The organism is Haloarcula sp. MBLA0163, assembly GCF_055632435.1.
In genome coordinates this window covers 793,814-820,132 of sequence record NZ_CM145745.1, presented here as the reverse complement: position 1 = coordinate 820,132, position 26,319 = coordinate 793,814, and the positions used below count along the sequence as shown (strand labels likewise).

26 protein-coding genes, 1 tRNA gene and 1 pseudogene are annotated in these 26,319 nt (G+C 69.1%); 11 read left to right on the top strand and 17 right to left on the bottom strand.

Features of this window, described 5'->3' with window-relative positions:
* Positions 1-19: 19 nt before the first annotated feature.
* The gene (locus tag ACV7GQ_RS04290) at positions 20-289 is read left to right on the top strand and encodes a DUF7553 family protein (RefSeq protein WP_470312312.1); all 270 of its coding nucleotides are present in this window, start codon (positions 20-22) and stop codon (positions 287-289) included.
* A 49-nt stretch (positions 290-338) separates the two neighbouring features.
* Positions 339-413, top strand: a tRNA-Val gene (locus ACV7GQ_RS04285).
* Between the two features lie 143 nt (positions 414-556).
* Here the strand turns inward: ACV7GQ_RS04285 and ACV7GQ_RS04280 are convergent.
* From ACV7GQ_RS04280 to ACV7GQ_RS04260, 5 genes and pseudogenes are all read right to left on the bottom strand, one after another.
* A complete protein-coding gene (locus ACV7GQ_RS04280) occupies positions 557-841 on the bottom strand; it encodes a hypothetical protein (RefSeq protein WP_470312311.1) in 285 nt (94 codons plus the stop codon).
* Between the two features lie 151 nt (positions 842-992).
* Positions 993-1,343, bottom strand: a complete 351-nt coding sequence (locus tag ACV7GQ_RS04275; protein WP_470312310.1) for a TRAM domain-containing protein — start codon at positions 1,341-1,343, stop codon at positions 993-995.
* A 46-nt stretch (positions 1,344-1,389) separates the two neighbouring features.
* Positions 1,390-2,094 carry a DUF1028 domain-containing protein gene (locus ACV7GQ_RS04270; RefSeq protein ID WP_470312309.1) on the bottom strand — a complete coding sequence of 235 codons (705 nt, stop codon included), beginning with the start codon at positions 2,092-2,094 and terminating at the stop codon, positions 1,390-1,392.
* Between the two features lie 51 nt (positions 2,095-2,145).
* Complete coding sequence (locus ACV7GQ_RS04265; protein ID WP_470312308.1) at positions 2,146-2,523, bottom strand: hypothetical protein; 378 nt, start codon at positions 2,521-2,523, stop codon at positions 2,146-2,148.
* An 84-nt stretch (positions 2,524-2,607) separates the two neighbouring features.
* Positions 2,608-3,653: pseudogene (locus tag ACV7GQ_RS04260) on the bottom strand (phytoene/squalene synthase family protein).
* A 163-nt stretch (positions 3,654-3,816) separates the two neighbouring features.
* Between ACV7GQ_RS04260 and ACV7GQ_RS04255 the strand changes: the two are divergent.
* The 3 genes from ACV7GQ_RS04255 to ACV7GQ_RS04245 all read left to right on the top strand — a co-directional run bounded on the left by ACV7GQ_RS04255 (position 3,817) and on the right by ACV7GQ_RS04245 (position 7,859).
* Positions 3,817-4,053 (top strand): DUF7996 family protein, encoded by a 237-nt coding sequence (locus tag ACV7GQ_RS04255; protein ID WP_470312307.1) that lies wholly within the window; start codon positions 3,817-3,819, stop codon positions 4,051-4,053.
* A 91-nt stretch (positions 4,054-4,144) separates the two neighbouring features.
* Complete coding sequence (locus ACV7GQ_RS04250; protein WP_470312306.1) at positions 4,145-6,454, top strand: heavy metal translocating P-type ATPase; 2,310 nt, start codon at positions 4,145-4,147, stop codon at positions 6,452-6,454.
* Between the two features lie 88 nt (positions 6,455-6,542).
* Positions 6,543-7,859: a glycoside hydrolase family 68 protein gene (locus ACV7GQ_RS04245; RefSeq protein WP_470312305.1), complete on the top strand. Its 1,317-nt coding sequence runs from the start codon at positions 6,543-6,545 to the stop codon at positions 7,857-7,859.
* A 13-nt stretch (positions 7,860-7,872) separates the two neighbouring features.
* Here the strand turns inward: ACV7GQ_RS04245 and ACV7GQ_RS04240 are convergent, their stop codons facing one another.
* The 3 genes from ACV7GQ_RS04240 to ACV7GQ_RS04230 all read right to left on the bottom strand — a co-directional run bounded on the left by ACV7GQ_RS04240 (position 7,873) and on the right by ACV7GQ_RS04230 (position 12,326).
* Positions 7,873-10,017, bottom strand: a complete 2,145-nt coding sequence (locus ACV7GQ_RS04240) for a GH32 C-terminal domain-containing protein (protein WP_470312304.1) — start codon at positions 10,015-10,017, stop codon at positions 7,873-7,875.
* 122 nt (positions 10,018-10,139) lie between these two features.
* A complete protein-coding gene (locus ACV7GQ_RS04235; RefSeq protein WP_470312303.1) occupies positions 10,140-10,274 on the bottom strand; it encodes a hypothetical protein in 135 nt (44 codons plus the stop codon).
* Between the two features lie 171 nt (positions 10,275-10,445).
* Positions 10,446-12,326, bottom strand: a complete 1,881-nt coding sequence (locus tag ACV7GQ_RS04230) for a hypothetical protein (protein ID WP_470312302.1) — start codon at positions 12,324-12,326, stop codon at positions 10,446-10,448.
* Between the two features lie 212 nt (positions 12,327-12,538).
* On the opposite strand from ACV7GQ_RS04230, the gene ACV7GQ_RS04225 reads away from it, so the two are divergent.
* Positions 12,539-12,715: a hypothetical protein gene (locus ACV7GQ_RS04225; RefSeq protein ID WP_470312301.1), complete on the top strand. Its 177-nt coding sequence runs from the start codon at positions 12,539-12,541 to the stop codon at positions 12,713-12,715.
* On the opposite strand, the gene ACV7GQ_RS04220 is transcribed toward ACV7GQ_RS04225, so the two are convergent.
* A complete protein-coding gene (locus tag ACV7GQ_RS04220; protein ID WP_470312300.1) occupies positions 12,716-13,780 on the bottom strand; it encodes a hypothetical protein in 1,065 nt (354 codons plus the stop codon).
* Between the two features lie 67 nt (positions 13,781-13,847).
* Positions 13,848-14,345, bottom strand: coding sequence for a FlaD/FlaE family flagellar protein (locus tag ACV7GQ_RS04215; RefSeq protein ID WP_470312299.1), 498 nt, complete (start codon positions 14,343-14,345; stop codon positions 13,848-13,850).
* Positions 14,346-14,517: 172 nt separating this feature from the next.
* On the opposite strand from ACV7GQ_RS04215, the gene ACV7GQ_RS04210 reads away from it, so the two are divergent.
* Both ACV7GQ_RS04210 and ACV7GQ_RS04205 read left to right on the top strand, forming a co-directional pair.
* Positions 14,518-15,411 carry a ParA family protein gene (locus tag ACV7GQ_RS04210; protein ID WP_470312298.1) on the top strand — a complete coding sequence of 298 codons (894 nt, stop codon included), beginning with the start codon at positions 14,518-14,520 and terminating at the stop codon, positions 15,409-15,411.
* The gene (locus tag ACV7GQ_RS04205; protein WP_470312297.1) at positions 15,408-16,355 is read left to right on the top strand and encodes a chemotaxis protein CheW; all 948 of its coding nucleotides are present in this window, start codon (positions 15,408-15,410) and stop codon (positions 16,353-16,355) included. The genes ACV7GQ_RS04210 and ACV7GQ_RS04205 overlap by 4 nt, the downstream gene beginning before the upstream one ends.
* A 5-nt stretch (positions 16,356-16,360) precedes the next feature.
* Here ACV7GQ_RS04205 and ACV7GQ_RS04200 read toward each other — a convergent pair whose 3' ends face one another.
* From ACV7GQ_RS04200 to msrA, 6 genes are all read right to left on the bottom strand, one after another.
* Complete coding sequence (locus ACV7GQ_RS04200) at positions 16,361-17,557, bottom strand: NAD(P)/FAD-dependent oxidoreductase (RefSeq protein WP_470312296.1); 1,197 nt, start codon at positions 17,555-17,557, stop codon at positions 16,361-16,363.
* A gap of 60 nt (positions 17,558-17,617) precedes the next feature.
* On the bottom strand, positions 17,618-18,592 hold the full coding sequence (gene mvaD, locus ACV7GQ_RS04195) for a phosphomevalonate decarboxylase MvaD (protein WP_470312295.1): 975 nt from the start codon (positions 18,590-18,592) through the stop codon (positions 17,618-17,620).
* A gap of 51 nt (positions 18,593-18,643) precedes the next feature.
* A complete protein-coding gene (locus ACV7GQ_RS04190) occupies positions 18,644-18,823 on the bottom strand; it encodes an HVO_2922 family protein (protein WP_470312294.1) in 180 nt (59 codons plus the stop codon).
* 84 nt (positions 18,824-18,907) lie between these two features.
* Complete coding sequence (locus ACV7GQ_RS04185) at positions 18,908-19,762, bottom strand: M14 family metallopeptidase (RefSeq protein WP_470312293.1); 855 nt, start codon at positions 19,760-19,762, stop codon at positions 18,908-18,910.
* Between the two features lie 48 nt (positions 19,763-19,810).
* Positions 19,811-20,347, bottom strand: coding sequence for a cob(I)yrinic acid a,c-diamide adenosyltransferase (locus ACV7GQ_RS04180; RefSeq protein WP_470312292.1), 537 nt, complete (start codon positions 20,345-20,347; stop codon positions 19,811-19,813).
* Between the two features lie 83 nt (positions 20,348-20,430).
* Positions 20,431-21,099 (bottom strand): peptide-methionine (S)-S-oxide reductase MsrA, encoded by a 669-nt coding sequence (gene msrA / locus ACV7GQ_RS04175; protein ID WP_470312291.1) that lies wholly within the window; start codon positions 21,097-21,099, stop codon positions 20,431-20,433.
* A gap of 102 nt (positions 21,100-21,201) precedes the next feature.
* Here msrA and ACV7GQ_RS04170 point away from each other — a divergent pair, with 102 nt between their 5' ends.
* The 3 genes from ACV7GQ_RS04170 to ACV7GQ_RS04160 all read left to right on the top strand — a co-directional run bounded on the left by ACV7GQ_RS04170 (position 21,202) and on the right by ACV7GQ_RS04160 (position 22,059).
* Positions 21,202-21,372, top strand: a complete 171-nt coding sequence (locus ACV7GQ_RS04170) for a DUF7838 family putative zinc beta-ribbon protein (protein ID WP_220619440.1) — start codon at positions 21,202-21,204, stop codon at positions 21,370-21,372.
* Positions 21,373-21,445: 73 nt separating this feature from the next.
* Positions 21,446-21,652, top strand: coding sequence for a DUF7511 domain-containing protein (locus ACV7GQ_RS04165; protein ID WP_470312290.1), 207 nt, complete (start codon positions 21,446-21,448; stop codon positions 21,650-21,652).
* Positions 21,653-21,690: 38 nt separating this feature from the next.
* The gene (locus ACV7GQ_RS04160) at positions 21,691-22,059 is read left to right on the top strand and encodes a response regulator (protein ID WP_470312289.1); all 369 of its coding nucleotides are present in this window, start codon (positions 21,691-21,693) and stop codon (positions 22,057-22,059) included.
* On the opposite strand, the gene ACV7GQ_RS04155 is transcribed toward ACV7GQ_RS04160, so the two are convergent.
* Complete coding sequence (locus ACV7GQ_RS04155) at positions 22,056-26,288, bottom strand: PAS domain S-box protein (RefSeq protein WP_470312288.1); 4,233 nt, start codon at positions 26,286-26,288, stop codon at positions 22,056-22,058. The two genes, ACV7GQ_RS04160 and ACV7GQ_RS04155, sit on opposite strands and share 4 nt — an antisense overlap.
* Positions 26,289-26,319: the final 31 nt, after the last annotated feature.

Below are 26,319 nucleotides of genomic sequence, written 5' to 3'. Positions count from 1 at the left end.
CGTTCGCCAAGGGACAGATATGAACAAGCACTTCGAAGATGCTCGGTACTACCTCAAGCGCGCCGGCGAAACAGCGAGCAAGGGCGTCAAAGAGGAACTCGAACCCGTCGAGCAGCGGTTCCGAGAGCTGACCGGTAAGGAGAGCGAACCGGAGCCGGGCCGCCTCGACAAGGTCAAGGCCGACCTGAAAGAACTCCAGCAGAACGCCGAGGGTGAGGCAGAGCAAGCCATCGCCGACGCGCGGTCGAAGATCGAGTCCTACCGCCAGAAAGACGAGACGGAAGCGTAGTCGGAACGCAATTCTTAATGTATCCGGTCGAATAGCCACCGGTGTAGCCGGGTTGGTGATCTAGTCCGGTTATGATACCTCCTTCACACGGAGGAAGTCGGCGGTTCGAATCCGCCCCAACCCATTTTCCTGCGACCAGACCGTGAGCAGCGATGCGTGTGGCGGCTTCGGACCCCGATAGACGAAGAAGCGAGTCTTTCTCCGGTCCACCTCCACCCAGACTCACGCTGGGAGTACTGTGCGTGCTCCGAGTCGGTGAGACACGGTTCAGTCACTCGTAAAGAGTCGGTCCCGCGCACCCCACGCACTCGTCTTGGGGACGTGCTCGTCGAAGGCCTTCTTCGCTTTCAGGAACGTCCCGTCGGGAACCTGTTGATTGTCGCCGGGCATCACGCCGACCTGCCCGGGAGCCTGCACGTTGTCCCCCGGCAGCACGGCCACGTCGCCGTCGTCGCCGTCCAGCGGAACGGCGGCGGCAGGCATCGAGAGCCCCACGACGGCGGTGACCAGAACGGCGAGCGTGACGGCGATTCGAGTGAGTGTGTGTACCATACTGTGACCGGCTACGAACTACGAGGACAAATATTAGTACTGTTATACTTACAGGGGCTCGGCGGTGGGATGGACAGACCCGGCGACTGCCCGGAGTCTCCCGACGAGAACGTCTCACGGTACAGCGGAGAACGGCCCGTGGCGCGCTGCGTTACGCCGTCTCGACGAACTGTGCGTCGGCGGAGGTGTGGCCCCGGTTGAACGACAGTACGCGTGCGCGGACGACGTCGCCCTCCGAGAGCGATGACGGGACGTCCTCGGTGAAGAGGACGAACCCCTCCACCTTCCCGACGGCGACGCGGTCGCCGGAGTGGTGGTCCGTGAACTCCGTGATGCCGAACTCGTACGTCTCGCCGATGTCGACCGGTGGGTCGCGCTGCTGTGCGTCCTCGTGGGCGCGTCTGGACTGTGCCGCGTCCGACGAGCCTCGGCGTCGAAGCAGTACCAGCCCCAGCACGAGGACCAGCACGCCGCCGCCGGCCGCGAACCAGATGAGTTCCATGTCCGGTGTCTCAGGCCCTGCGTCCTAATAGGTTGCAGAGTCGGGCTCACTCGTCGTCGAGGCTGTCGGCCTCGTACTCGTCTTCGTACTTCGCGACGGCGGCCGCGAAGCTCTCGCCCGCGCGCTCGTACGTCTCGCGGAGGTCCTCGACGGGCGTTCGAGTGGCGTCGACCCGCAGGTCCTCGTCGTACGGTTCCATCTCCCGCTCCTCGGTGGTCGTCACCTTCAGCGCGGCCGACTGGATCTCGAGGTCGGTCCGCTTGTCGCCGCCCTCCGCGTGGCCCGCCGCCAGCGCGTCTATCAGACGCTCCGGGAGCGGCGCGTCGGGGTCGGCGTCCTCGAACGCGTCGGCCGTCGCCTCGATGACGGTCTCGCCCGTGAGGAGGTTCCCGGCGACGGTCAGCCCCTCGCGTTCGAGGTGGCCGAACCACTCGCCACACTCCTCGCCGGAGAAGGCGAACGTCCCGTCGTCGTCGACGCCGTGGAGTTGCCGCGAGGGCTGGCCCTCGTCGGCCGCCAGCAGCGCCGAGAGCGCGTCGTCGACGGCGAGGCCGTCGGCGAGGTACTCGACGCCCTTCCGGCCGAGCTCGACGTTGACGAGCGACTGTGTCGCGACGGCGCCGTGCTCGTTGGCGAACGGACACAGCGTCCCGACGCCGGCCAGTCGCGTGGTGACGGCGACGCCGTACCGCGTCTGCTCGGCCCCGCTCTCGTCCTCGTAGGACTCCCGAACGCAGATGCTGAAGGTCACGCGTCGGCATCGGCGCCCGCGAAACAAAAGCGGCCGGGCGGCCCGCCCCGCTCAGAGCCCGAGCTTGTCCCGGAGACCGCCGGTCGACGAGGAGTCGCTGCCGGGCGGTTCCCAGTCGACGGGCAGTTCCTCGGCCAGCTCCGCCACCTCCTCGTCGCCGAACCGCGGGTCCGAGACCGCCGACTCCAACCACTCGACCCACTCGTCGTCCGAGAGCAAGCCCCGCGAGTCCGTCTCCCACTGGTCGACGAGCGCCGCCCGGTCGCGGAACGGGATGTCCATCCCGCTGTCGCCCCAGTACAGCGGCGACAGTTCGAAGGCGTGGGTGTCGCTATCGAGCCAGACGAGCCGGTACGGGTAGTCGTTGTACAGGAAGACGTCGTCCGGCGACACCGCGTCGCCGTTCGGGAGTTCGAGCGTCTCGCTCATGGCCACGGCTACGGGTGGCCGACGTTTCAGGGTTGTGCGGACCACGCCCGGTCCGCGGAGAGGAATGTCCCGACGGTCGCCGCGTCAGTACTCGTGGAGGGGTCGCTGGCGGATCTTCCGCCGCAGGTCGCCAATGGACGGGTCGCCGTCGCCGACGAACTGCTGGCACACCGCGTGGACCTCCTCGCGGGTTATCTTCACGTTGCCCTGCTCGATGACGTCGGCCGGGCGAGCGCGGAGTTCCCGGATGGTCCCGACGGCCAGGAGGAAGGGGATGGCCCACGCCGACAGCGAGTTGCCCCGCGTCTCGGGCATGGCGTCGAGCCACGTCTGGGCCCCGTCGAGGTAGCTCTCGGCCCGGGCGGTCACCTGCTCGATGACCGGGACCAGCGAGTCGACGTTGCTCGGGTCGCCCACGTCGCCGTGGTCGAGCCCCTCCTCGCGGAGCAGTTCCAGCGGGAGGTAGACGTTGTTCTCCTCCTCCATGTCGGTCGCGGCGTCCTTCGCGACGTTGACCAACTGGAGCAGGAGGGCGAACGAGCGCGCGTTCTCTTCCATCCGCTGGACCTGCTCGTCGGTGGCCTCGTGGGAGACGAGCCCGGTCACGAGGGTGCCGACGGTGCCGGCGGCGTACCAGCAGTACTCCTCTAGCTCCTCGAGGGTCTTGATGCGCAGGCCGCCCTCGTCGGCGTAGCGGTCGACGAACATCGCCATCCCGTCGACGAGTTCGCGGACGGGGCCGCGGATGGCGTCCAGCGAGTGGGTGTCGAGCGAGCGGAAGACGCCGACCGCGCGACCGGCGTTGTCGACGACCTCCCAGTCGTCGGTCATTGTGGCGGGGAGCCACTCCCCGGCCGCCTCGTCGAACGCGCGAATCGAGGCGTCCGCCGAGGGGTCCAGCGTCCGGCTGTACAGTCGGAGGAGGTCGGCCTGTACCCCCGGGGGATGTGGCCCGCGTCCTCGATGGTGTCGGCGACGCGGCAGAGGAGATACCCGACACAGATGTCGCGTGCCATCGGCTCGTCGAGTTCCGCAATTGTCAAACTAAACGTCCGCGAGACCCGGTGGACGGCGTCGTAGCACCACTCAATATCTTCTTCTGACGACCGGCCAGTGTGGTTCTGAGACATTCCCGTCACCCGGCGTAGGGCGTACTCTAATAAAAATGGGTTGGCTGTGGGGCGAGGGGCGGTCCCCGCTCTCGGCCGTCGGCTGTCGGGCAAACGCCACGCCTAAACGCTGCCAGCGCGTACGTGCGGCCATGACTGTCCCCGGAGCGGGGGTGCGGTGTCGATGAACCGCGACGATACGATAGTCCTCGGTGTCACCATCGCCGCCGTGGTGATCGTCCCCGGCCTCGCGAACGGGTTCCTGAGCCAGATGGGGTACCCGTGGGTCGGGAGCGCCGTCTGGGCGCTGGGGTACGGCCTCGGCGTCGTGTACATCTGGTACGAGTGGGTCCGGCCGCTCGACATCAGCGCCCCCGACGGCGTCGGCCTCCCGGAGGACGAGGACTCCGTCGAAGAATAATAACGCGCGCCATCTAAATTATTAACAAAGACCAACTATACCGGGTTTCGTAGCAGCTGGATTAATAAGATTCCGCCGACTACCGTCGCGTATGAGCAGTGAGGACGCACGAACCCTCCGCCTCCGTATCCCGGAGATGGACTGTTCGTCCTGTGCGGCGACGGTCGACTCGGCGGTCGCCGACCTCCCCGGTGTGACGGCCGTCGACACGCGCCCGGGGAGCGGTATCGCGGTAGTCACGTTCGACCCCGACGCGGTCGACCGGGAGACGCTGGTCTCGGCCGTCGAACGGGCGGGCTACCCGGTCCAGAGCGCGAGCGACGGCGACGAGACGGACGTGCCGAGGAGCGACGAGCGCGCGTCCGTCTGGCAGTCGGCCCGCGCGAAGAAGACCGCCGTCGGCGCCGTGTTGCTCGCCGTCGGCCTCCTCGCCGAGTTCGGACTGGCCCCGATACCGGTCGCCGCCGTCGGCCCGGTCGGGCCGCTGGGACTGGTCGAGTTCGCGCTCGCGGACCTCCTCTTCCTGGGGGCCGTCGCGGCGGCCGGCCAGGAGATACTGCGCGGTGGCGTCGTCGCCGCCCGCCAGCGGAACCTCGGCATCGACTTCCTGATGTCGGCGGCCATCGTCGGCGCCATCACGGCCTCGGTGGTCGGCGACGAGACGCTGTACGTCGAGGCGGCGACGCTCGCCGTGTTGTTCAGCATCGCCGAGCTGCTGGAGGGGTACGCGATGGACCGCGCCCGGAACTCCCTGCGGGAGCTGGTCGACCTCGCGCCCGACGAGGCGACGGTCCTGCGGGACGGCGAGGAGGTCACCGTCCCCGTCGACGACGTGCGTGTCGGCGACCGCGTGGTCGTCCGGCCGGGCGAGAAGATACCGGCCGACGGCGACGTGCTGGAGGGCGAGTCGGCCGTCGACGAGTCCCCGGTCACCGGCGAGTCCGTCCCGGTCGACAAGGTCCCCGGCGACGCCGTCTACGCGGGGACGATGAACGAGGGCGGCTACCTCGAACTGCAGGTGACCGCACCGCCCGGCGAGGACACCCTCTCGCAGGTCATCCGGCTCGTCGAGGACGCCGAGGCGAAGAAGACCGAGCGCGAGCAGTTCGTCGAGCGGTTCTCGAACTACTACACGCCACTGATGGTGGCGCTGGCCGTCGCCGTCACCGTCGGCCCACCCCTCCTGCTCGGCGCGCCGTGGCTCGAGTGGTTCGTCACCGGCATCACCCTCCTCGTGCTGGCCTGCCCCTGCGCGTTCGTCATCTCGACGCCCGTGACCGTCGTCGCGGGCATCACCAGCGCCGCCCGCCACGGCGTCCTCGTGAAGGGCGGCACCCACCTCGAAGCGATGGGCGGCGTCGACGCGATAGCACTCGACAAGACGGGGACGCTGACGAAGGGCGAACTCTCCGTCACCGACGTCGTGCCCGTCGGTGACCGCACCGAGACGGACGTGCTCCGGTGTGCGCGCGGCCTCGAGACGCGGTCCGAACACCCCATCGGCGAGGCCATCGTCGCCCACGCCGAGGCGGCGGCCGTCGAGGCGACCGAGCCGACGAGTTTCGAGAGCCTGACCGGCGAGGGCGTGCAGGCGACCCTCGACGGGACGCGCCACTACGCCGGCAAGCCCGGCCTGTTCGACGACCTCGGCTTCGAACTGGACCACGCCCACGTCGTCGACCCCTCCGGCGAACTGGCCGGCGAGGTCCGCGAGCTGTGTGACCGGCAGGGCTGTCTCAACCTCGTCGAGGACACCATCCCGCGGCTACAGGACGAGGGCAAGACCGTGGTGCTGGTCGGGACGGAGGACTCGCTCGAGGGGGTCGTCGCCGTCGCCGACGAACTGCGCCCGGGCGCCGCCGAGACGGTCCAGCGCCTGCGCGACCTCGGCATCGAACCGGTGATGCTCACCGGCGACAACGAGCGCACGGCCCGCGCCATCGCCGAACAGGTCGGCATCACCGACTACCGCGCCGAGCTACTGCCCGACGAGAAGGTGGCCGCCGTCGAGGAACTGCTGGCGGAGTACGACGACGTGGCGATGGTCGGCGACGGCGTCAACGACGCGCCGGCGCTGGCGACGGCGACGGTCGGCATCGCGATGGGGGCGGCCGGGAGCGACGCGGCCATCGAGACGGCCGACATCGCGCTGCTGGGCGACGACATCGCGCGACTCCCCTACCTCGCGACCCTCTCGAAGAAGGCCACCGGCGTCATCCAGCAGAACGTCTGGTCCAGTCTGGGCCTGAAGCTCCTGCTGGCGGTCGGCGCGGTCACCGGCTACGTCGGCGTCGCGCTGGCGGTGTTGCTCGGTGACGCCGGGATGACCGTCGGCGTCACCGGCAACGCGATGCGCCTCTCGCGCGTCGACGCCGAGGAGTTCGAGGGGACCGCGGAGTAGGTGGTCCCGAAACGGACAGAAACGCATATACAACAGCAGTTGTAGTCATCCAGAAACCCTTATCCCGGTCGTGGACGCACACCGATGCATGACCCACGACTCGCTCGGCGACGGGGCACCGGGTTTCAGAGCCCGCGCCGGCTGGACACGCGAGCACGCGGCACGCATCGAGCGGAGCGACGACACCGTCGCGCCCGTCTTCTACCCGCCCGAGGACGACCAGATTCCGCACCTCCACATCTGGGACACGTGGCTCCTGCGCAACCGGGACGGCACACTCGCCGAGGTTGACGGCTACCGCGTCTGCTTCTCGCTGACCGCGCCCTCGGACCTCCTGCCGGGCAAGCGCCACGACGTGGCGACCATCCGCTGTTTCTACTCGGACGACGGGCGCAACTGGTCCGACGGCGGCCCGGTCTTCGAGGACGCGCTGGGCCAGCGCCAGTGGGCCGGGTCGGCGCTGTACGACGACGACGGCTCGGTGTACCTGTTCTACACCGCCGCCGGCGAGGACGGCGCGGACGACCTCACCTACGGCCAGCGCATCGTCGGCGCCGGCGGTGGCACCATCGACACGACCGACGGGTTCTCGCTGCGCGGTCCGTGGACCCACCACGAACTCCTCCACCCCGACGGCGAGCGCTACGAGCGCGAGGACCAGTCCCGCGCGATGATATACACCTTCCGGGACCCGTGGTTCTTCGAGGACCCCGAGACGGGCGAGACGTGGCTCCTCTTCGAGGCCAACTCCCCCGTCCCCGAGGGGAGCGACGTCTGCGACGGCGACGCCGCCCAGCAGGGGTACAACGGCAGCGTCGGCATCGCTCGCTCGCCGACGGGCGACCCGCTGGCGTGGGAACTGGAGGACCCGCTACTGGACGCCGTCGGCGTCAACCAGGAGCTCGAACGCCCGCACATCGTCTACAGGGACGGCCTGTACTACCTGTTCATCTCCAGCCACCTCCACACGTTCGCCCCGGGGCTGGAGGGGTACGACGCGCTGTACGGCTTCGTCGCCGAGGACCTCCGGGGCGACTACGTCCCGCTGAACGGGTCGGGTCTCGTCGCGACGAACCCCGAGAACGCGCCGTTCCAGTCGTACTCGTGGATGGCGTTCCCCCACGACGACGAGGTGCTCGTCCAGAGCTTCTTCAACTACTACGACTTCGCGGGGGAGACGCTGGACGAGATCGCACACCTCCCGGAGTCGGAGCAGATGCGGCGGTTCGGCGGGACGCTCGGTCCGACGCTCCGGCTGGACGTGCAGGGGACGACGACGCGCATCGTCGGGAAACTCGGTCACTGGCACGTCCCGATGACCGGTGAGCGACTGCCGCCGACCGAGCGGGAACTGATACGCCGTGCGCGGGCCGAGGACGACGGCCGGGGCGGCTACGGCGCCTGAGCCGCGGACGGTTCTATCGGGAACTCGGGTCCCGCTCGGCGGCCCACGCGCTCTCCATCTCCCACACGTCGAGCGACGCCACCGTCGCGCGGCCGCCCTCGGCCGCCAGCGAGACGCCCGTGGCGTCCTCGTCGGACGGGTAGACGCGGCTGGTCAGGCAGTGGCGCTCGTTGGCGAACACCTCGACGACGCTCCCGTCGACGAACACGCGCAGCGACAGGGGCGAGTCGTACGGCGTGACCCGCATCCGCTGGGTGGCGGTCGTCGCCTGTGGGTCCCGACTCGACTCCGAGCGGTCGACGTGTATCTCGCTGTCGCGCGTGTAGCGGACCGGCGTCCGTTCGACGCGGTCGGGCGTCTCCAGCACGGAGAGTTCGACCGCCTCGGCGTCCTCGAGTCGGACCGTCGCACGCAGTTCGAACGCGCGGCTCTCGACGTCCAGGCGCCGGCGGTCACCGCTGGAGAGCCGGAGTTCGTCGTGGTGGGTGTTGGTCCCGCGGAGGTCCGTCAGTTCGGGCGCGGGCCGCTGACAGAGGCCGCCGTCGTCGGCCAGCGTCAGCTCCCGCGGGAGCGACATGGCGCCCGACCAGCCAGCGTCCCACTGTGCGCTCACGTCCCGCGCCTCCGGAATCCAGCCCCACGTGAGGATGCGGCCGTCGTCGGTCCACATCGACTGGGGCGCGTAGAAGTCGCCGTGGTCGAGTTTGTCCCGGCGTTCGGGCGTGAACTCCCCGTCCTCGTAGGTGCCGAGGAAGTACACCACGTCCTCGTAGTTCGAGACGTGCAGGAGGTGCCGGTCGCCGAAGTCCAGCAGTTCCGGACACTCCCAGACGGTGCCCGCGGTGTCGCGGTCACCGCTGAGGATGGGGCCGCGGTACTCCCAGTCCCGGAGGTTCTCGGAGACGTACAGCAGGGCCGTGCCGCCGCCGTCTTCCATGCCCGCGCCGATGAGCTGGTGCCAGACGCCGTCCTCGCGCCAGACGCAGTGGTCGCGGAACTCGCCCTCCCAGTCCTCGGTCCGGAGGACCTCGGGTTCGGCGGGCGTCGCCTCGATGACCGGGTTGTCGGGGTCTTTGACCCACGCGGAGAGCTCCTCGTCGGCCGCCGTCGCGATACAGGGCAACTGCTTCTTGTCCCGCCCGCCGGTGTAGAGGATGGTCGCCGTGCCGCCGTCGTCCACCGCACACCCGGACCAACAGCCGTCCCGGTCCGGGCCGTCCGGCGACGGCGAGAGCGCGACCGGCTTGTCCTCCCAGTGTATCAGGTCGTCGCTGACCGCGTGGCCCCAGTGGATGGTGTTGTGGAAGGGGCCGGTCGGGTTGTACTGATAGAACAGGTGGTACTGGCCGTTCCAGTGGATGAGGCCGTTCGGGTCGTTGAGCCAGTTGGCCGGCGAGGTGACGTGGTACGTCGGGCGGAGCGAGTCGTCGCCCAGCGCCTCGCGCATCGCCGTGAGCGTCGCCACGTCCTTCGGGCGGCCGGTCAACCGGACCGCGTCGCCGTCGGCGAGGTGGGTCAGGGCGTTCGAGACGAGCGTCTCGCGGTTGCGGTGACAGATGTCGTGGGTCGGCTGGCGGAAGGAGACGGCCGAACCGATACCGAGGACGCGGCCCTCGTCGGGGTGCCAGACGACGGTGGCCATCCCCTTCACCACGTCGGTGTCGCCCCGCGCCGTGCTGGCGAGGACGTCGCCCTCCATCGGCGCGACGTGTTCGTAGCGCGCGTAGGGCACCGTCACCCCGGGACCGCGGGTGTGGACGCGGAGCGTGTCGAACCCCTCGGCGACCGGGTGGTCCGCGTACAGCGCCTTCCAGAGCGGGCCCGTGGGTTCCGGAATCTCCTCCCACCCGACCGCGTCGGGGCCGACCGGGTCGAACCCCAGCGGTTCGACGGCGGTCATCGCACCGAGGGTCAGCAGGAGCGCCCCGCCGGACCGGACGTAGGCAGCGAGTGCCTCCCCTGCGGGGCCCGCGACGGCGTCGCCGTCGAAGGGGTCGTCGCGGTGCCACCAGAGGACGTCGTAGTCGGTCGGGTCGACAGTTGCGAGAGAACACCGCTTGACGTCGTCGAACGCCTCCTCGCACCACTCGTACGCTGCTGCCTGTTCGTCGGAACAGGCGTCGACGAACAGACAACCGACACGTAGCGACTCTACCATTGGAGGTACTCACCCCTTCAAATATAAAAGGATTCGGCAATCGTTCGTGTCTGTTCCTGCGCGAACGTGCGCGGACGGGCGGCAGAACCGTCCGCAGACCGGGCGAGAACCGAACCCCCGTGTCAGTCGATGCGCGCGCCCCGGGCCTCCGCCTTCCAGTCGATGAGCGTGTCGTGGCAGTCCGGACAGACGAACTCCGTGAGCTTCGTCGTCTCGTCGTTGTACGTCATCCGTGTCCCACAGTGCGAACAGTACATTATAGTTGATGATAGACTGTCGCCGGTATTAAGCGTTGGTTCTCCCGGGGCGCTCTCGGTCGATTCGCCCGCCAGAGCGCCACCGAGTCGGCCCGCGCCGAGGCCGGACCGAGGGTACACCGGGTCGCGCGGCCGGTGTTCGGCGTCTGCGCGGACCGCGCGAGGTGTCGGTTACTCTTCGAGGACGCGCCGCGTCGACTCTGGGAGCGCGACGTCCTGTGCGTCGACGATAGCCGAGAGCGACCCACCGTCGAGGACCCGGACGTCGCGCTCGGCCGCGAGCGACGAGAGCCCGTCCTCGAGCGGTACCGCCGCCGCGAGCGCCACCGCGTCGACGTCGCCCTCGGCCGCGCGGTCCGCGCAGCGCTCGACGGCGGCCGCACCCACCGTCTCGTCCCGCGTGTCGGCGACCACGACGCCCATCACGTGGTCGTCCCGCCGGGCGAGCAGGTCGAACGGCGACCCGTCGGCCTCGGCCGCCGACCACACCGTCTCGTCGAGGGCCTCGGCCACCACCGTCGTCAGCTCCCGCTTGTCGAGTCGGCGGAGGCGCGCCGCCGTCGACTCCGGGACACCCCCGCCGGTGAGCGACGGTCCGGGTCGGGTCGCGGTGGCCTCGATGGCCGCCTCGATAGCCGTCGGCCCGTCGTCGTCGGGGACCGGGTCGCCGATGGTCGCCGTCACCGAGTGGTCCGGGTCGCCGTCCCCGTCGATGTGGTCGCCCACCTCGTCGCCGGCCAGTATCGCTTCGGTCCGCTCGATACGCTGGGAGACCGCCTCGCGCTCCGCCTCGAGGTGGTCGACGGCGTCCGGGTAGCAGTCCCGGGCCGTCGCGAGCGCCGTCTCGAAGGCCTCGGCCGCGGCCTCGAACTCCGCGAGCGCGGCCTCGTACTGCTCGGCGTCGCTGTACCAGTCGCCGGCCCGCATGGCGTCGACGGCGACTGCCCGCTGGGCCCCGGTGAGTTGCTCCGCGACCGTCCCGAGTCGCTCGCGCACCTTCTCGGGGTCCCCGGCGAAACGCCGGTCGCCGCTCCCCCAGTCCAGTTCCAGCACGCGCCGGTAGTGAGCCATCGCCTCCGTCCAGCGGTCGGCCGCGACCGCCGGGTCGTCCGCGTCCGCGGCCGCGTTGTCGGCCCTGACGGCGCGGCGGAGCGGCGACTGTTCGAGGTGGCCGACGATCCGGTCGAGGCGCTCCCGTTCCTCGCGTATCGACTCGACGTCGTCGAGGCGGGTCTGGTCGAGCGACAGGACGGCCTCGTACTCGCTCCGGGCGCGCTCGTAGGCCTCGTAGGCGGCCTCGTAGTCGTCCTCGCGCCAGCGGGCCTCGCCCTCGTCCGTGGCCTGTCTGGCGCGGCCGACCCGGATCTCGGCGACGGTGTTCACACAGCGCGATTCGACCGGGTCCAGTCGCTTCCGGAGGGCGTCGCCGGGCCGGTCCGTCGAGAACCGCAACGCCGTCGCCCGCGCGGTTTCGAGGTGGTCCTCGGCGCGGCGGGCGGTCGAGAGCGCCTCGTCGTACGCGCCGTCGTCCCGGTGGTCCCTGGCGGTGACGAGCGTCTGTGTCACCCTGTTGCACTCGTTCTCGACGCGTATCCAGGCCTGCGAGGCGGCGGCGAGGTAGTCGGCGACCTCGGCCAGGCCGTCGGTCCCGGTGTGGACGTGCCACGTCGACCCACCCTCGCGGCGGAAGGTGAGCCGACCGCGCCGGATGCTCGTCGTGTGTTCGACCTGTTCGACCTCGACCAGCGGCACCGAGAACTGCGTGTCGCCGTCCGCGTCACCCACCAGAACGACGACGCGGCGGTCGGTCAGGACGGCGACCGTCCGATACCCGCTGCCCGGCGTGACGTGATCGGTCGACTCCGGAGACTCGATACTGACGCCGTTCTTGCGGTTCGTGAGGACGAACTGCGGCGTCTCGGCGTCGTCGAGGACCGCCACCGCCGGCTGGTCGCAGAGATAGCCCGCGGACAGGAACCCACCCTGTCCGGTCCGAGTGAGCACGTCGGGCGTCGCACCCCCTCGATTATCTACTTTGATAACCTGACCCATCAGTGCGACGTACAGCGTCGGTGACTATGATATTCACTTATCTAATCCGATAATATTCGGTGGAATTTTCCGGTATCCGCCTTACTTTCTCGGTCCGCCGGGCTGATTCGGGAGCCGTCCAGCAGTTACCTTCGTGTGAAGTGGTTCCGATGACAGGACGGCAGACGGGCGTCTGACTGAGGTTTACAGTTCATGGTTGCATAGCCAGCGCCATGCCACGGGTACGGTTGGAGACGACGGACCACAGTGGGGGACAGAACCGTGTCGAGGGGGGACTCGACGTCCGGATCGACACCGACGTGTTCGCCATCCTCTCGGGTGAGCGGCCGCGGCGCGACCGGGCGATGCGGCCGGTCGTCGAGCGGTGGCTCGACTGCTGGAGCGGGTAGTCAGCTGTTCTCGACGAGGCGGGCGGCGATGCGCTGTGCCCCGACGGTCGGCGCGACGTCCGGTTGGTCGGCCGCTGTCGCCGCTATCTCGCGGTTCAGTTCCTCGCTGAGCCGCCGCTCGAACTCCTCGACGATGCCGGGGATGCAGGCCATCCCACCGGTGAGGACGACGGGGCGGTCCAGCGCCAGCTGGTACACCTTCATGTAGTCGTTGGCCAGCTCGGGTAGGAACGTGTTGGCGAGTTCGTCGACGGCGTCGTCCAGGTACTCGTCGACGGCGTCCATCACCGAGCGCTCGATGGTGAACTCGTGGGTGCCGCCGCCGGGTTGCTGGATGATGTCCGTGAACGGCTCGAACGCCTCGAAGTCGGCGTGTTCCTCCTTGTACTCGCGGGCGGTCTGGGTGTCGATGTTGACCCGGCCCTGTGTCTCCTCCTCGACGTAGTTCGCTATCATCCGGTCGACCTCGTTGCCGGTGACCGCGCCCGTCGTGAACGGCGCGAGCTGCTCGCCGCGGCGGTAGGCGGACGCTTCGAGGTTCGTCGACCCCATGTTCACCGAGATGAAGATCTCGTCGATGGCCTCAAGGTCGTCGCCGAAGGCGGGGATAGAGCCACACAGCGACTCGGGGTAGCTCTCGACCATGTCGAGGCCGATGGAGGAGTCCTCGATGACCGACCGGAGGTTCTCCAGTCCGGCCGGGTTGTCGATGGTCGGGATGGCGTAGACGACACCGCTGTCGGCCGGGAGGTCGTTCTCCTCGATGAGGGCCTCGAAGAACGTCTTCGTCATCTCCGCGCGGTCGCTGTCCTCCGGCAGGCCCGACCGGAGCATGTACTGCACGCGGTCGGGGTACTCGCGGGCGGCCTCCTCGCCGTAGAGGACCTTCTCCTCGCCGGTCAGCGCGTCCTCGTAGGTGGCCATGCAGGTCAGCGTCTTGATGATGCGGTTCTCGGTCCCGTGTTCGTCGGGGAGGGCGATGACCGTCCGGGTGCTACCGAGTTTCACACCGATAGGGACCGAACGGCCGCTTCCACCACTGGCCTCCGCGTCGTCGTCACTCATGTACGGTGGCGTGTTGTCGCCGGCCCGGTATATAACCTCACGTCAAGAATCAGCGCTGATACCGACCTCAGGTCATCGCGGTGAGCTTCGCGATGTACACCAGACTCAGCATGTGGTCGTCGACGCTGAGGTCGTTGGCGTCGTTGGTCGAGGACTCGTCGATGCCCAGCAGGTAGTCCGAGAGGGCCGCCTCGACCTCCTCGGTTATCCAGTCGATGGACTCGTAGTAGGCCAGCGCCTCGTCGGCGCCCTGGTACCCGGAGTGCATCAGCAGGAACTCCAGCCACTCGAAGACGACGAACTCGGCGGCGTACGTCTCGGGCAGCGAGGCGAGATACGGTTTCTCCTGCCCGTCGCCGGCGAGGAACGGGAGCAGTTCGCGGTACAGCCCCGACCGGAAGGAACTGCCCGCCAGCACCTCCTCGTCGGCGTCTTCGAGTCCCACGCCCAGGTTCGACGGGTCGGGCATCTCCTCGTCGTCACCCAGCCCACCGCTCCGGTCACCGCGCTTGCGAGCCATCTCGCGCAACTCGTCGAGGTCGTAGTCGCGCGGATTGATAGTCATGTTGTCTCCATTTTATCTACGCTAAGTTAAATCTTGCACCCCGTCTGACTGCCGTCAGACGCTCGCTCACGCCGCCTGCCCGCCGATTCGTCCGCCGGCCCCGAGTTACGCCGTTGATAATCGGGGGCGTATTTTTATAGTGACCCACGACCGAGGTGGAGCCACTTCGACGATGAGCCGGCACGCAACGACCGACCCCGCCCGCATCTGCGTGACGAACGCGAAGGGCGGGACCGGCAAGACGACGGTAGCCATCAACGTAGCCGGTGCGTTGAACGACCGCGGCCGGGACGTCCTGTTCGTGGACCTCGACCCGCAGGGCAACGCGACGGAGGGGTTGGGCCTGACCGAGGCGTACGACGCCCAGCCACCGACGCTGTTCGACGCCCTGACGGGCGACCCCGCGCTGCTGGGTGACCTCGTGGTCGAACACGAGGAGATGGACGTGGTCCCCTCCAGCATCGACATGCTCCAGGCGGAACACGAACTGACCATCGCGGACCTCATCGCCAGAGTCCGCACGCAGGGGCACGACGTCGACCCGGCGGCGCTCTCGCAGTTCGCCGTCAACGTCACGCCGGCGACGGTGACCGGCGACCACGCGCTGGACACGCTGGACCGCGCCCTGGAGACGGTGACGGGCTACGACTACGTGGTCATCGATTCCCCGCCGTTCTACGGGAAACTGACCGACACCGGCGTGTACGCCGCCGGCCACATCCTCATCCCGGCGCTGGCGGAGGCCACCTCCGAGCGCGCCATCGAGCTCCTGATGGACCAGATGGCCGCCATGGAGCGCCAGACCGGCGCCACCGTCGGGACGCTGGGCGTGGTGGCGAACCGCATCGAGACGACCTCGGAGGACGAGATGATGCTGGAGTGGTTCGACGCCGCGTTCCCGGACAGCCCCGTGTGGGAGGTCCGCAAGCGCGTGGCCCTCCAGCGGGCCTACACCGAGGGGAAGTCCGTCTTCGCGACCGAGGAGCGCTGTGACATGGCCGACGTCTTCAGCGACATCGCCGCGACGCTCGACGAGCAGTTCGGCTACACGGAGGTAACAGCATGAGTGACGACGACCGCATGGACCGAGCAGAGCGCATCAGGGAGATGCGCACGGGGCACAGGAACGACGACGAACCCGACGACGGCGAGTCGGACGCGTCGACGGACAGCGAGGCGGACGACGAGGCGACCGGCGCCGAACCGGTAGACGAGGGCGCCGCCGACCGGGCCTCGACGGCCGACGACGCCGACGACGACCCCGTCGAGACGGCCACAGAGGGCGACGCCGAGACGGAGGTCGACGGCGCGGACCCGGGCTCCGAGGCGGACCCGACGGAGGTCGCCCAACGGGCTGCGGCCGCCGCCGCACAGATCACGGGCGAGGGGACCGACGCCGACGTCGGTGCGGGGACCCAGACCGGCGACGTCTCGGCGACGGCGTCCCCGATGCAGGGACCGACCGGCGTCGAACTACCCGACCAGCAGCTCCTCGAGGAGGCGATGGCGGCCGGCGGGACCGGTCGGACGGAGGGCGCGCGCGGTGCCGGGGTGGACGAGGCGTCGACCCAGACCGAGGAGCTCGTCCGGGTGCTGGAGTTCGCCCTCGGCGAGGAGTACTACTGCCTCGACATCGAGTACGTCGAGGAGATCGTCAAGCGCGACGCCGTGACGCGTGTCCCGAACACGCCCGACTACGTCGAGGGCGTCGTCGACCTGCGCGGCCAGATCACGACCATCCTCGAACCGAAGCAGATGATGGACATAACCGAGGACGGCAGTCAGGACCTCATCGTCGTCTTCGACCCCGAGGTGTTCGAGGAGCAGGGCGCCGTCGGGTGGGTCGTCGACAGCGTCCGGCAGGTCGTCCCGGTCGCCGAGTCGGAGGTCAACGACCCGCCGGTCGACGCCGAGTACGTCCGCGGCGTCGTCGACCGGGAGGACCACGACCAGTTCGTCATCTGGGTCGAACCCGACGACGCGCTCGCGGCGGCGACCGGCGAGGACTGAGCGGCCTACTTCTCCGAGACGTCGACCACGTCCGAGACGTCCGCGTCGACGTCCGCCTCGTCGACCGCCACGTTCAGCTCCTCTCGGACGAGGTCCGTCGCGTTCTGGATGGCACCCACGCTCCCGAGGTAGCCCGCGCCGACCGTCGTCTTCAGCGCGAGCGCCGCCCGGCCGGTCAGCACCGTCGGACCGACCTTCGCGACGGCGTCGTTCCCCACGGAGACGAGCCACCCCGGCACGTCGAAGTGGTACTGCGTGAGGCGCGGTTCGAACCCGCCGTCGCCGTCGAGGCGGTGGTCGACGAGTGCCGCGACGTTGTCGGCCGCGACCCGGGCCTCGCGGATGGCGGCCGAGGCGCTGGCCGGCACCGCCTCGCCGTCGCTGTCCACGACGCGGGCGGCATCCCCGACCGCGAACGTCGACTCGCCCAGTCGGAGGTCCGCCCGGACGACCGGGCGTTCGTCGTGGAGCGCTGCCGACCCCTGAATCCCGCCGGTCCAGACGAGCTGGTCGTAGGCGAGGTCCTCGCCCGACTCGAGTCGGACGGAGTCCGCCTCGGCGCCCGAGACGCCAGTTCCCGTTCGCACCGTCACGCCGGCGTCGACCAGCGAGTCGTGGACCGCTCGCTGGAACGACTCGGGGAACGTCGGTGCGACCGCGTCCTCCTGTTCCAACAGGAGCACCTCGACGTCGACGCCCTCCTCGTCGGCCAGCGCCGCGAGTTCGCCGGCCACCTGGACGCCGGAGAGGCCCGCGCCGCCGACGACGACCCGGTCGCCGTCGTCGAGTCCGAGGAAGTCCTCGCGTATCTCTCGGGCGTGGTCGAGGCGCTTCAGCGGCGTCGCGTGCGCTCGCAGACCCGGGAGGTCGTAGTAGGCCGTCTCGGCACCCAGACACACCGCTCCGACGTCGTACTCCAGCGTCTCCTCACCGTCTCCCGTTCGTAGCGTCGCCGCGCCCGCATCGGCGTCGACCTCCGTGACCGCGGCCCGCCGAACCTCGCAGTCGAGCACCTCGGTCAGCGGGACCGTGATGTCGTCGGCGAGCGAGGGTCGTCGGACGACCCGGTGGAGTTCGTGCTGGACGAGGTGGTCGCGTTGCTCGTCGACGACGACGAGGTCCGCGGCTTCCGGGAGTGTCCGTTCGAGCGAGCGAGCGAGTGTCAGGCCGGCGTATCCGGCACCGAGAACGGCGACGCGCATGGCCACTGGTAGGGTCCGGAGCGGGATAGTCCTGTTCCAGCCGGTCGGTCAGAAGTCGGCTCAGAACAGCGCGGCGTCCTCGCCGAGGACGCGGGCGGGGCCGCCGACCTCCCAGACGCGGGTGTCGACGCCGCAGTCCACGACCGTCTCCTCGACCCGGTCGACGTACTGCTCGGTGGTGTTGACGTAGACGCTCGCGCCGGTGTCCACCGAGAAGTAGACCGGGACGTCGTGCTCCGAGCGCAGTTCCCGCACGGCGTTGAAAATCTCGATGGTGCGGGGTTGCCAGTACACCCACCCCGCGGGCCCGGTCATCGTCGTCGCCGCCAGCGAGAGCGAGTCGTGTTCCGCGAGTTCGAACGCCCGGTCGAAGTCGGCGTCGTAGAGGGCGTCGCGCATGTCGGATATCTGGCCGTGGATGTGGGCCATCCGGGCCTCGAACATGTGGCTGTCGGCGGCCTCGGCGTGGGCGGCCTCCGTCTCCTTGTAGGACGGGACCATCCCGGCGACGACGCGCAGGTCGTCCTCGAGGTCGGTCTCGATGCGCTCGCTCCGGCAGTCCTTGTCGTTCATCCCGGTCCGCAGATGCGAGAAGGCGCCGGTGACGGCGCGGGCGGCCGACGAGGAGCCGCGGCGGGCGACCGTCGATATCTCCGGTCGCGTCATGTCCAGTCCGGCGGCCTCGACCAGCGCCATCGCGGCGGCGGCGAAGCCCGACGAGGACGAGCCGAAGCCGATGTTGGTCGGGAAGTTGTTCGTCGACTCGAAGCGGACGCCGTGGTCGATGCCCGCCAGTTCCCGGACGTGGTCGACGACGGCGTCGATGCGCTCGGCCCCGCGGCCCTCGACCGCCTCGCCGTCGATGACGTACGTGTCGTCCTCGCGGGCCGGGTCGAACTCGGCGGTGGTCTTCGAGTGACTCGGCGCCGTACAGACCGAGATGCTGTCGTGGTACGGGAGCCGGAGCTCCTCGTCGCGCATCCCGTGATACTTGACCAGCCCCTGGATGGGGTGGGCTTTCGCGGTCGCTTTCATACCTCACCGTTCCGGGCCGGTCACTTTGCTATTGCGAACCCGTGCCGGTCGTCACTGCGCTTCGACGTCGGCGTCCGGGGCGTTGGACTTCACGCTCTCGATACCCTGTTTGGCCTTCGCCTTGCTGGCGTAGCCCTCGCCGCTGTCGGCGATGATGTTGCCGTTCGAGTGGCGGAGCCGCCACCGCCACTGGTCTGCACTGTCGGTGTATAGTTCGAACGTCGCTGCCATCGGTCTGCACCACGGTACCATCCGACAAGTAGCTGGTGGGCAGACCGTCCGGAGCCGACGAGCACTCCCGTCGGCTCTCGACGGTCAGTCCCGCTCCCAGTACGTCCGCGCGTCCGAGAGGGTCTCGCCGGCGACGAACCCCTTGTAGCCGAAGATGTCCTGGTAGCCACACTCGGACATCAGGATGGGGACGAACGGTTCGTCCGCGAGGACCTGTTCGCCGTCGATGGTCGCCCAGACGGTGCCCTCCTGGACCAGTTCGAAGTTCTCGGCCTCGAGGTCGTACAGTTCCTTGCACGCCGCGCCCGGCGGCGCGTCGTCGGGCTTCTCCACGACATCGTCCAGTTCGTAGAACGTCGGGTCGCCCTCGGGGATGGCGCCCGGGAGCACGTCGTGAATCCGGAGGAACGTCTCGACGAGCATCGTCGCCGTGTCCGTCGCGTCCTCGGTCCGCTGTCGCCCCGCCTCGACCGTGACCACGGGCGCGAACTGGTTCAGCGTCCCGTCGACGTTCCGACTCGTGTCTACGACCGACGGCGTCGGGAGCGCCGCCGCCGTCTCGAGCGCCGTCGGGTACTCGCGCGAGACCAGCGTCATCGGTTCCGGTTGCGAGTGTGTCGCGTGCAGCGAGAGCGTGGGCGTGTCGCCGACGACGTCGAGCAGTTCGGCGGCGAGTCGCTCCTCCTGGGCCTCGCCGTCCGGGTCGCCCGGGAACGCCCTGTTCAGGTCCACGTCGACGTAGCGGCGGTCGGCCGCCAGCGCCGGCGGGTTCGCGTAGACGAACTGCACCGGGCGCTCGAACTCGTGGCCCGCGTCGAGGACCCGCTGGATGGCGCGCACCCCGCTGGGTTCGTCGCCGTGTATCCCCGCCACGACCGTCACTTCGGGGTCGCCGTCGGGACCCCGTACCGTCACGTCAGGCGCGACTGTGTCCGACATTCTTGCCTCGACGGAACAGCCCGACGCGGAAAAATGCAGAGAAAGTCCTCAGTAGTCCGGGCTCTCCTCGCGGACGCCCTCGCGCTTGTTCACCAGCCGCGCGAGGGTGAACAGCGCGTCGGAGAGGCGGTTCAGGTAGACGATGGCCGTCTCGTTGACGCCGGCCTCCTCGGCGGCCAGCGAGACGGAGCGACGCTCGGCCCGGCGACAGACCGCCCGCGCGTGGTGGAGCTTCGCGCCGGGTTCGGACCCGGAGGGCAGGATGAACGACTCCAGCGGGTCCAGTTCCTCGTTGGCCTCGTCGATGATGGCCTCTATCTCCTCGACGTGAGCCTCGGTTATCTGGGGGTCGTCCTCGTCGGGTTGCGGGTTCGCGAAGTCGGCCTGCACGATGTGGAGGTGGTTCTGGACCTCCCGGAGGTGGTCGTCCAGGTCGTCGTAGCCCGTCGGTCTGACGACGCCGACGAGGGCGTTGACCTCGTCGACGGTGCCGTAGGCCTCGATGCGGCGGGAGTCCTTCGAGACGCGGTCCATCGTCCGCAGGTCCGTCTGCCCCTGGTCGCCGCGGCCGGTGTAGATGGTCATAGAGGAGGTGGGTCTGCCACGCTCTTATAGCCGTGGGCGAACCGTTTGGGCGCGTCGCGACGCGGGCGGCGAGGGTGCGCGGGTCAGAGCCGTCGGCGGACCTCCGAGAGGGCCGCCGGGGTGAGGTCGAGGTCGGCGAGCAGCTCGCGGCGCCGGTCGTCGTCGCCGTGGCCGGCCACGAACCCGTTGAGACGGGCGGCGACCGTCGACTCGACGAACGCCGGCCCGTAGACGTCCTCGAGCTCGTCGGCGACGACCGGCGTCGAGCGGAGCTCGTACTTCTGGTGGTAGTCCTCCGCCCGGTAGAACGCAGACAGCGCTTCGACGGGCGTCTGGACGGACTTTCCGGTCCGGTCCTCGAGCGCCGCCTTCGACGTGACTGCGGCCTCTCGCTGGGCGTCGTCGTGGGCGAGGACGACGCCGCGGTACTGTCGCTTGTGCGGCGCCGAGAACGGACTGTGGTTCGCCCAGAACGCGTCCAGCAGGTCCTCGTAGGCGACCTCCGTCGGGTCGTACTCGACCTGTACGACCTCGGTGTGGTCGCCGAGCGAGTAGTAGCTCGGGTCCGGGTCGCTCCCGCCCGCGTACCCGACGCGCGTCCGGACGACGCCGGGCATGGCACCGAAGCGGGCGTCGGGCCCCCAGAAACAGCCCATGCCGAACGTCGCCGTCGCTGTCGCCTCGGGCGGCGGCGCGGCGGCGTCGAGTGCCAGTGCGGTCGGGCGCGTCGGTTCGCGGTCCGGTCGTCCCATACCCGCGGGACGGGCGCGATCGGTTTGCGTCTTCGGGTCACGACGGGGTGCGAACCGGCGGAAACCGGGACCTTCAATTGGGGCCGTACAGAAGCGTCCCGTATGAGCCTCGAACTGGAGCACTACTGTCCGGCGTGTGAGGAGTACCGCGACTTCTGGAAGGTCGCCAGCACGACGATGCACCTCGGGACGAAGGTCAAGTGGCACTGCCCCGAGTGTGACTACGGCTTCGTCCGCATCGACGGCGAGGTCGACACCGGGCAGACCGCATAGACGGCTCAATAGCCGTACGGAGTGCTCTTAGCAGTCGTTTTGTCGGTGGTGGGCGAGCCGTCGGATAGAGCCAATGAGCCTCGACCCGGACTGGGCGGCCGGTGACGCGCGCAGTGGTCCCGACGACCGCGACGTCGACCTGTCACTGACGGTCGTGCAGTACTCCGACGGCCCCGACCGCTGTACGATGTACCCGCCGGGCCTCTCCGGCGTGCCGCGGATGTCGACGTGGCTCACGGCCGACCGGTCGGCGTTCGTCGCGCTGGACGAGATGCAGTGACCGGGAGTTTTACCACCTCGGACCGGAACTACTGCATGATGAGTCTGGAGGTCCTACTGGTCGACGAAGACCGTGACGTGCTCGAGATCGTGGCGACGTTCCTCGGTCAGGAGGACGACCTCTCGGTGACGAGCGAAGCCGACCCCGAGACGGCCCTCGAGATGGCGCTGACCGGCGAGTACGACGCGGTCGTCAGCGACCTCAAGATGCCGCGGCTCGACGGGCTGGAACTGTGTGCGGCGATCCGCGAGGAGGACGAGTCGCTCCCGTTCCTGCTGTTCAGCGCGCGGGAACCGGCGGACGTACAGCCGGCGGCCACGGAGGCCGGGGTGACCGCGTTCGTCCAGAAGGGGACCGGCACCGAGCAGTACCGCACGCTCGCCGAGCGCATCCGGGACGCCGTCTAGACGTCCGTCCGCGGGAGGTCGAGCGTTATCGACGTACCGCCCGTCGCCGATTCGTCGAACGTCACCGTCCCGCCGTAGGACTCCGTCACCCAGATGACCAGCCACAGGCCGAGGCCGCTGCCGTGACTCAACTGCGTGATCGGTTCGTCGCCGGTCACCACGTCCAGTTCGTGGTCGGGAATCCCCGGCCCGTCGTCGGCCACCGTCACCGAGACGCGGTCGGCGCTCACGTCGACGTCGACGGTGATGGTCGGGTCGGGCCCGGCGTACTCGAGGCTGTTCTCCAGCAACTCGCCGACGACGCGGGTGAAGCGGCCGTCGGCGGCCGACGCGTCGACCGACGGGATGTTCGTCTCGATGCGCCCCCCGTACTCGTCGGCGTACGTCTCGACCAGCGAGGCCACGGCGTCGGGGACGTCCACCGGTCTCGTCCCGGCGTCGTCCCGGCGCACCGCACGCTCGATGTCGCGGGCCCGGTCGCTGACCGAGGCCACGTCGGCGGCCTTCCGCTGGAGGCGCTCGACCAGCGAGAGGCGGGTCTCGTCGTCGAGTCGCTCGGCCAGTTCGTCGGCCAGCCCCATCACCACGGTGAGGTCGTTCCGGAGGTTGTGCCGTAGCACGCGGTTGAGCACCTCGAGCCGCCGCTCGCGCTCTTTCTGCTCGGTGATGTCCGTGTAGATGCCGAAGCCCCACATCCGCCCGTCGTCGCGCTGGTAGGGGACCCCCCGGTAGAGGAAGTCGCGGAACCCGTGGTCGGTCCGACGGCGGATCTCGGCCTGCACCGACTCGCCGCTCGCGTTGGCCTCCGCGAGCCGGTCGGCCTCCAGCCGAGCGGCCTCGTCCGGCGGGGCGATGAGGTCCGTCAGTTCCTGGTCGAGGACCGTCGCGTGGTCGAACCCGAACACCTCGGTGAACGCGGGGTTCACCGAGCGCACCGCCTGTCTGTCCGCCGTGAACTCAGTCTCGACGACGGCGTCCGGGAGGTTGTTGAACAGGTACGAGAAGCGGTCGCGCTCGTCGCGGAGCTCCTCGCGGGCCTGTTTGAGTTCGGTCAGGTCCCGGACCACGCCGACCGTCCCCCGGAACACGTCGTCGTCGATGAGCGACACCTCTATCTCGGCCGGCCGCTCGACGCCGTCGGCCGTGACGAGCGACGTCTCCAGTTGCATCGACCCGTCGTCGCTCTGCTGTCGGAGGTCGCGGATGCGCTGTTCGAAGGCGGCCACCGAGTGGTCGTCCAGCACCGTCCGGGGGTGCTGCCCGAGCATCTCCGACCGATCGAAGCCGAGCCACTCGGCGAGCGGTTCGGTGACGAGTTGGAAGGTCCCGTCCTCGGCGAGGACGTACACCATGTCACGGACGTTCTCCACGGCCGTCTCGTAGCGCAGGAGGTCCTGCTCGCGTTCGACGCGGTCCAGCGCGGCAGCGGCGTTCGACGCGAGGATCTCGGCGACCGAGAGGTCCGCGTCGTCGAACCCGTCCGTCTCCGCGGCGGCGACGCTCAGGACGCCGTGGTCGCCGATGGGCACGTACATCGCGGCGTTCGCGTGGCGGTTGTCGTACGACTCGACCTCCTCGAAGTCGTCGACGCGAATCGGCTCGCCGCGCTGGAACGCCTCGCCGGGGAACGCCTCGTCGTCGTCGTAGACCGGGCGGTCGGGCAGGGAGTCCGACCCCGCGATCGGTTGCAGGGTGTCCGTCTCCGGGTCGTGGAGTCTGACGAGGTTGAGGTCGAAGTCGAGCTGGTCCTGCGCGGCGTCGACGACCGTCTCGGCCACCTCCGACGCGGTGTGGGCCTGCATCAGGGACCGCGTGGTCTCGAGGAGGCCCGAGAGCTTCTGGTCGCGTTCCTTCTGGTCGGTGATGTCGTGGAAGTACACCGAGAGCCCGTTCTCCGAGGGGTAGGCGTTGACCCGGAACCACTTCTCGACGGGCGGGTAGAACTCCTCGAAGGAGACCGGCGCCTGCGTCTCCATGGCCTCGTGGTAGGCCTCGTAGAACGTGGACCCGACGGCCTCCGGGAACATCTCCCAGAGGTTCTCGCCCATCACCATCTCGGCGTCTGCCCCGAGGACCTCCTCGGCGCGGTGGTTCCAGTAGGTCAGTTCCCACGTGTCGTCGACGGCGAAGAAGGCCGCGCCGATGCGGTCGAGTATCTGCTGGATGCGCTGGCGCGCCTCCCGGAGCTCCCGTTCGCGTTCGACGCGGTCGGTGACGTCCCGGATGACGCCCGCGCTCCCCACGAACGACTCGTCCTTGCCGTAGAGGAGCGTCATGTGGTCTTCGGCCGGGAACGAGGTGCCGTCGGCCCGCTGTATCTCGAGGTCGAAGGTGGCCTCGTCGTCGCGGTCGTCGAACAGCATCTCCCGGATGACCGACTCCGCGCGCTCGACGCTCGCGTCGTTCTTGACCGCACCGGTGTACGTGCCCAGGAGCGCGTCCTCGTCGTACCCCGTGAGCTCGGTCATCGCCCCGTTGACGAACTCGAAGTTGCCCTCGTCGTCGAGCGCGTAGACGCCGTCGTCCACGGCCTCGATGATGTCCTCGTAGCGCTCGAGTTCGTCCTCCCGCAGGCGCCGTTCGAGCTCCCGACTCACCCACTCGATGAGGAGTTCGACGAACCGCCGCTGGGCGTCGGTGAACGGCTCCTTCCGGGCCCGCTCCCCCGCGAAGCAGAGCGTCCCGTAGAGCTCGCCGTCGACGTGTATCGCGCCGCCGAAGTAGCAGGCGAACCCGCTCATCTCGTAGGCCGGTTCGCCGGCCCACCCCTCGGCCGGCGCGTCGAGGACGCTGAGCGTCTCGCCGGTCTCGACGATGCGCTTGCAGTACGTGTTCGCCAGTTCCGTCGTCAGACCGGGCTCGAGCACGTCGCTCTCGCCGACGACCTGCACGACCTCGTAGTCCTCGCCGTCGATGCGGTTCATGTACCCCACCGGCATGTCCAGTCGCTCGGCGCCGAGTTCGAGCACCGCGTCGATGGTCTCGGCGTTCGTGAGGTCGTCCCGCGTCGCCAGTCGCGTCAGCTCCCGCAACGCCTCGTTGTTCGTCTGGAGTTCGTGCTCACGCTGTTTCTGCTCGGAGATGTCGGTGGCGATGGCGACAAGCCGCGGGGCCTGTGCGTCGCGTTCCTCGATGACCCCGTTGGTGTAGAGCCACCGCGTCTCGCCGTCGAGGAGCGCCCTGAACTCCGCCTCGTACTGCTCGTCGTGCTCGCGCGCCGCCCGGAAGGCGCGTTCCAACTCCTCGCGGTCGTCCGGGTGGATGTACTGGTGGAAGTCCTCGACGGTCCCGCCGAACGCCTCCGGCGTCGTGTCGAACAGCGCGGCGGTCGCCTCGTCCCAGGTCACCTCGCCCGTCTCGAGGTTCCACTCGTAGACGCCGGTTTCCGTGCCGTCGAGCGCGAGGTCGAGCCGACGGTTGGTGTCCATGAGTCGCTGTTCGCGCTCCTTGCGCTCGGAGATGTTCCGGATGACGCCCGTACAGTACCACTCGCCGTCGCGTTCGAAGTCGCCGAAGGAGACCGACACCGTCAGCTCGGTCCCGTCGGCGTCGACGAGCGGGAGCTCGAGGTAGTCCCAGTCCAGGGACTTCTCGCCGGTGTCCAGATACCGGGCGACCCCTTCCTCGTGGGCCGAACGGAGGTGCTCGGGGATGAGTTTGACGAACGGTTCGCCGACCAGCTCCTCGCGGTCGTAGCCGGTCAGCTCCGCGAGGTACTCGTTGGCGTAGACGACGGTGCTGTCGGCGTCGATGGTGACGATGGCGTCCGAGACGCTCCCGGCGATGGCGTCGAACGACGCCGAGAGGTCGGTCGGCAGCGACGCGATGGTGGCGCCGGTGTCGCCGCTCTCCGGACCGTCCCGTCCCGCTCGTACCGCCCGGACCCGCTCGGCCGGGTCCGTCTCGCTCCGGGGGACGTACTCGGTGGCGCCCCGGCGCGTCGCCTCGGCGGCCACGCTGCCGTCGGGGTCGGGGGTACACAGCAACACCGGAACGCCGGGGTGCTGGTCGCTGAAGGCGTCGATGACGGCGAGGCCGTCGAGGCCGGCGTCGGGGACGTGGTCGCAGACGACGACGTCGGGGTCGACGGCAGCGGCTGCGTCGAGGGCTGCATCGCGAGACGTGACCGACGTCACCTCGACGCCGGGACCCGCCGAGAGCGAGAGCGAGGTGACACCGTCGGCCACCGTTGCGGGACGGACGTGCAAGACGACAGACTGCTCGGACATGCTGGTGGTTACAACGTAACCGAGTGCCACG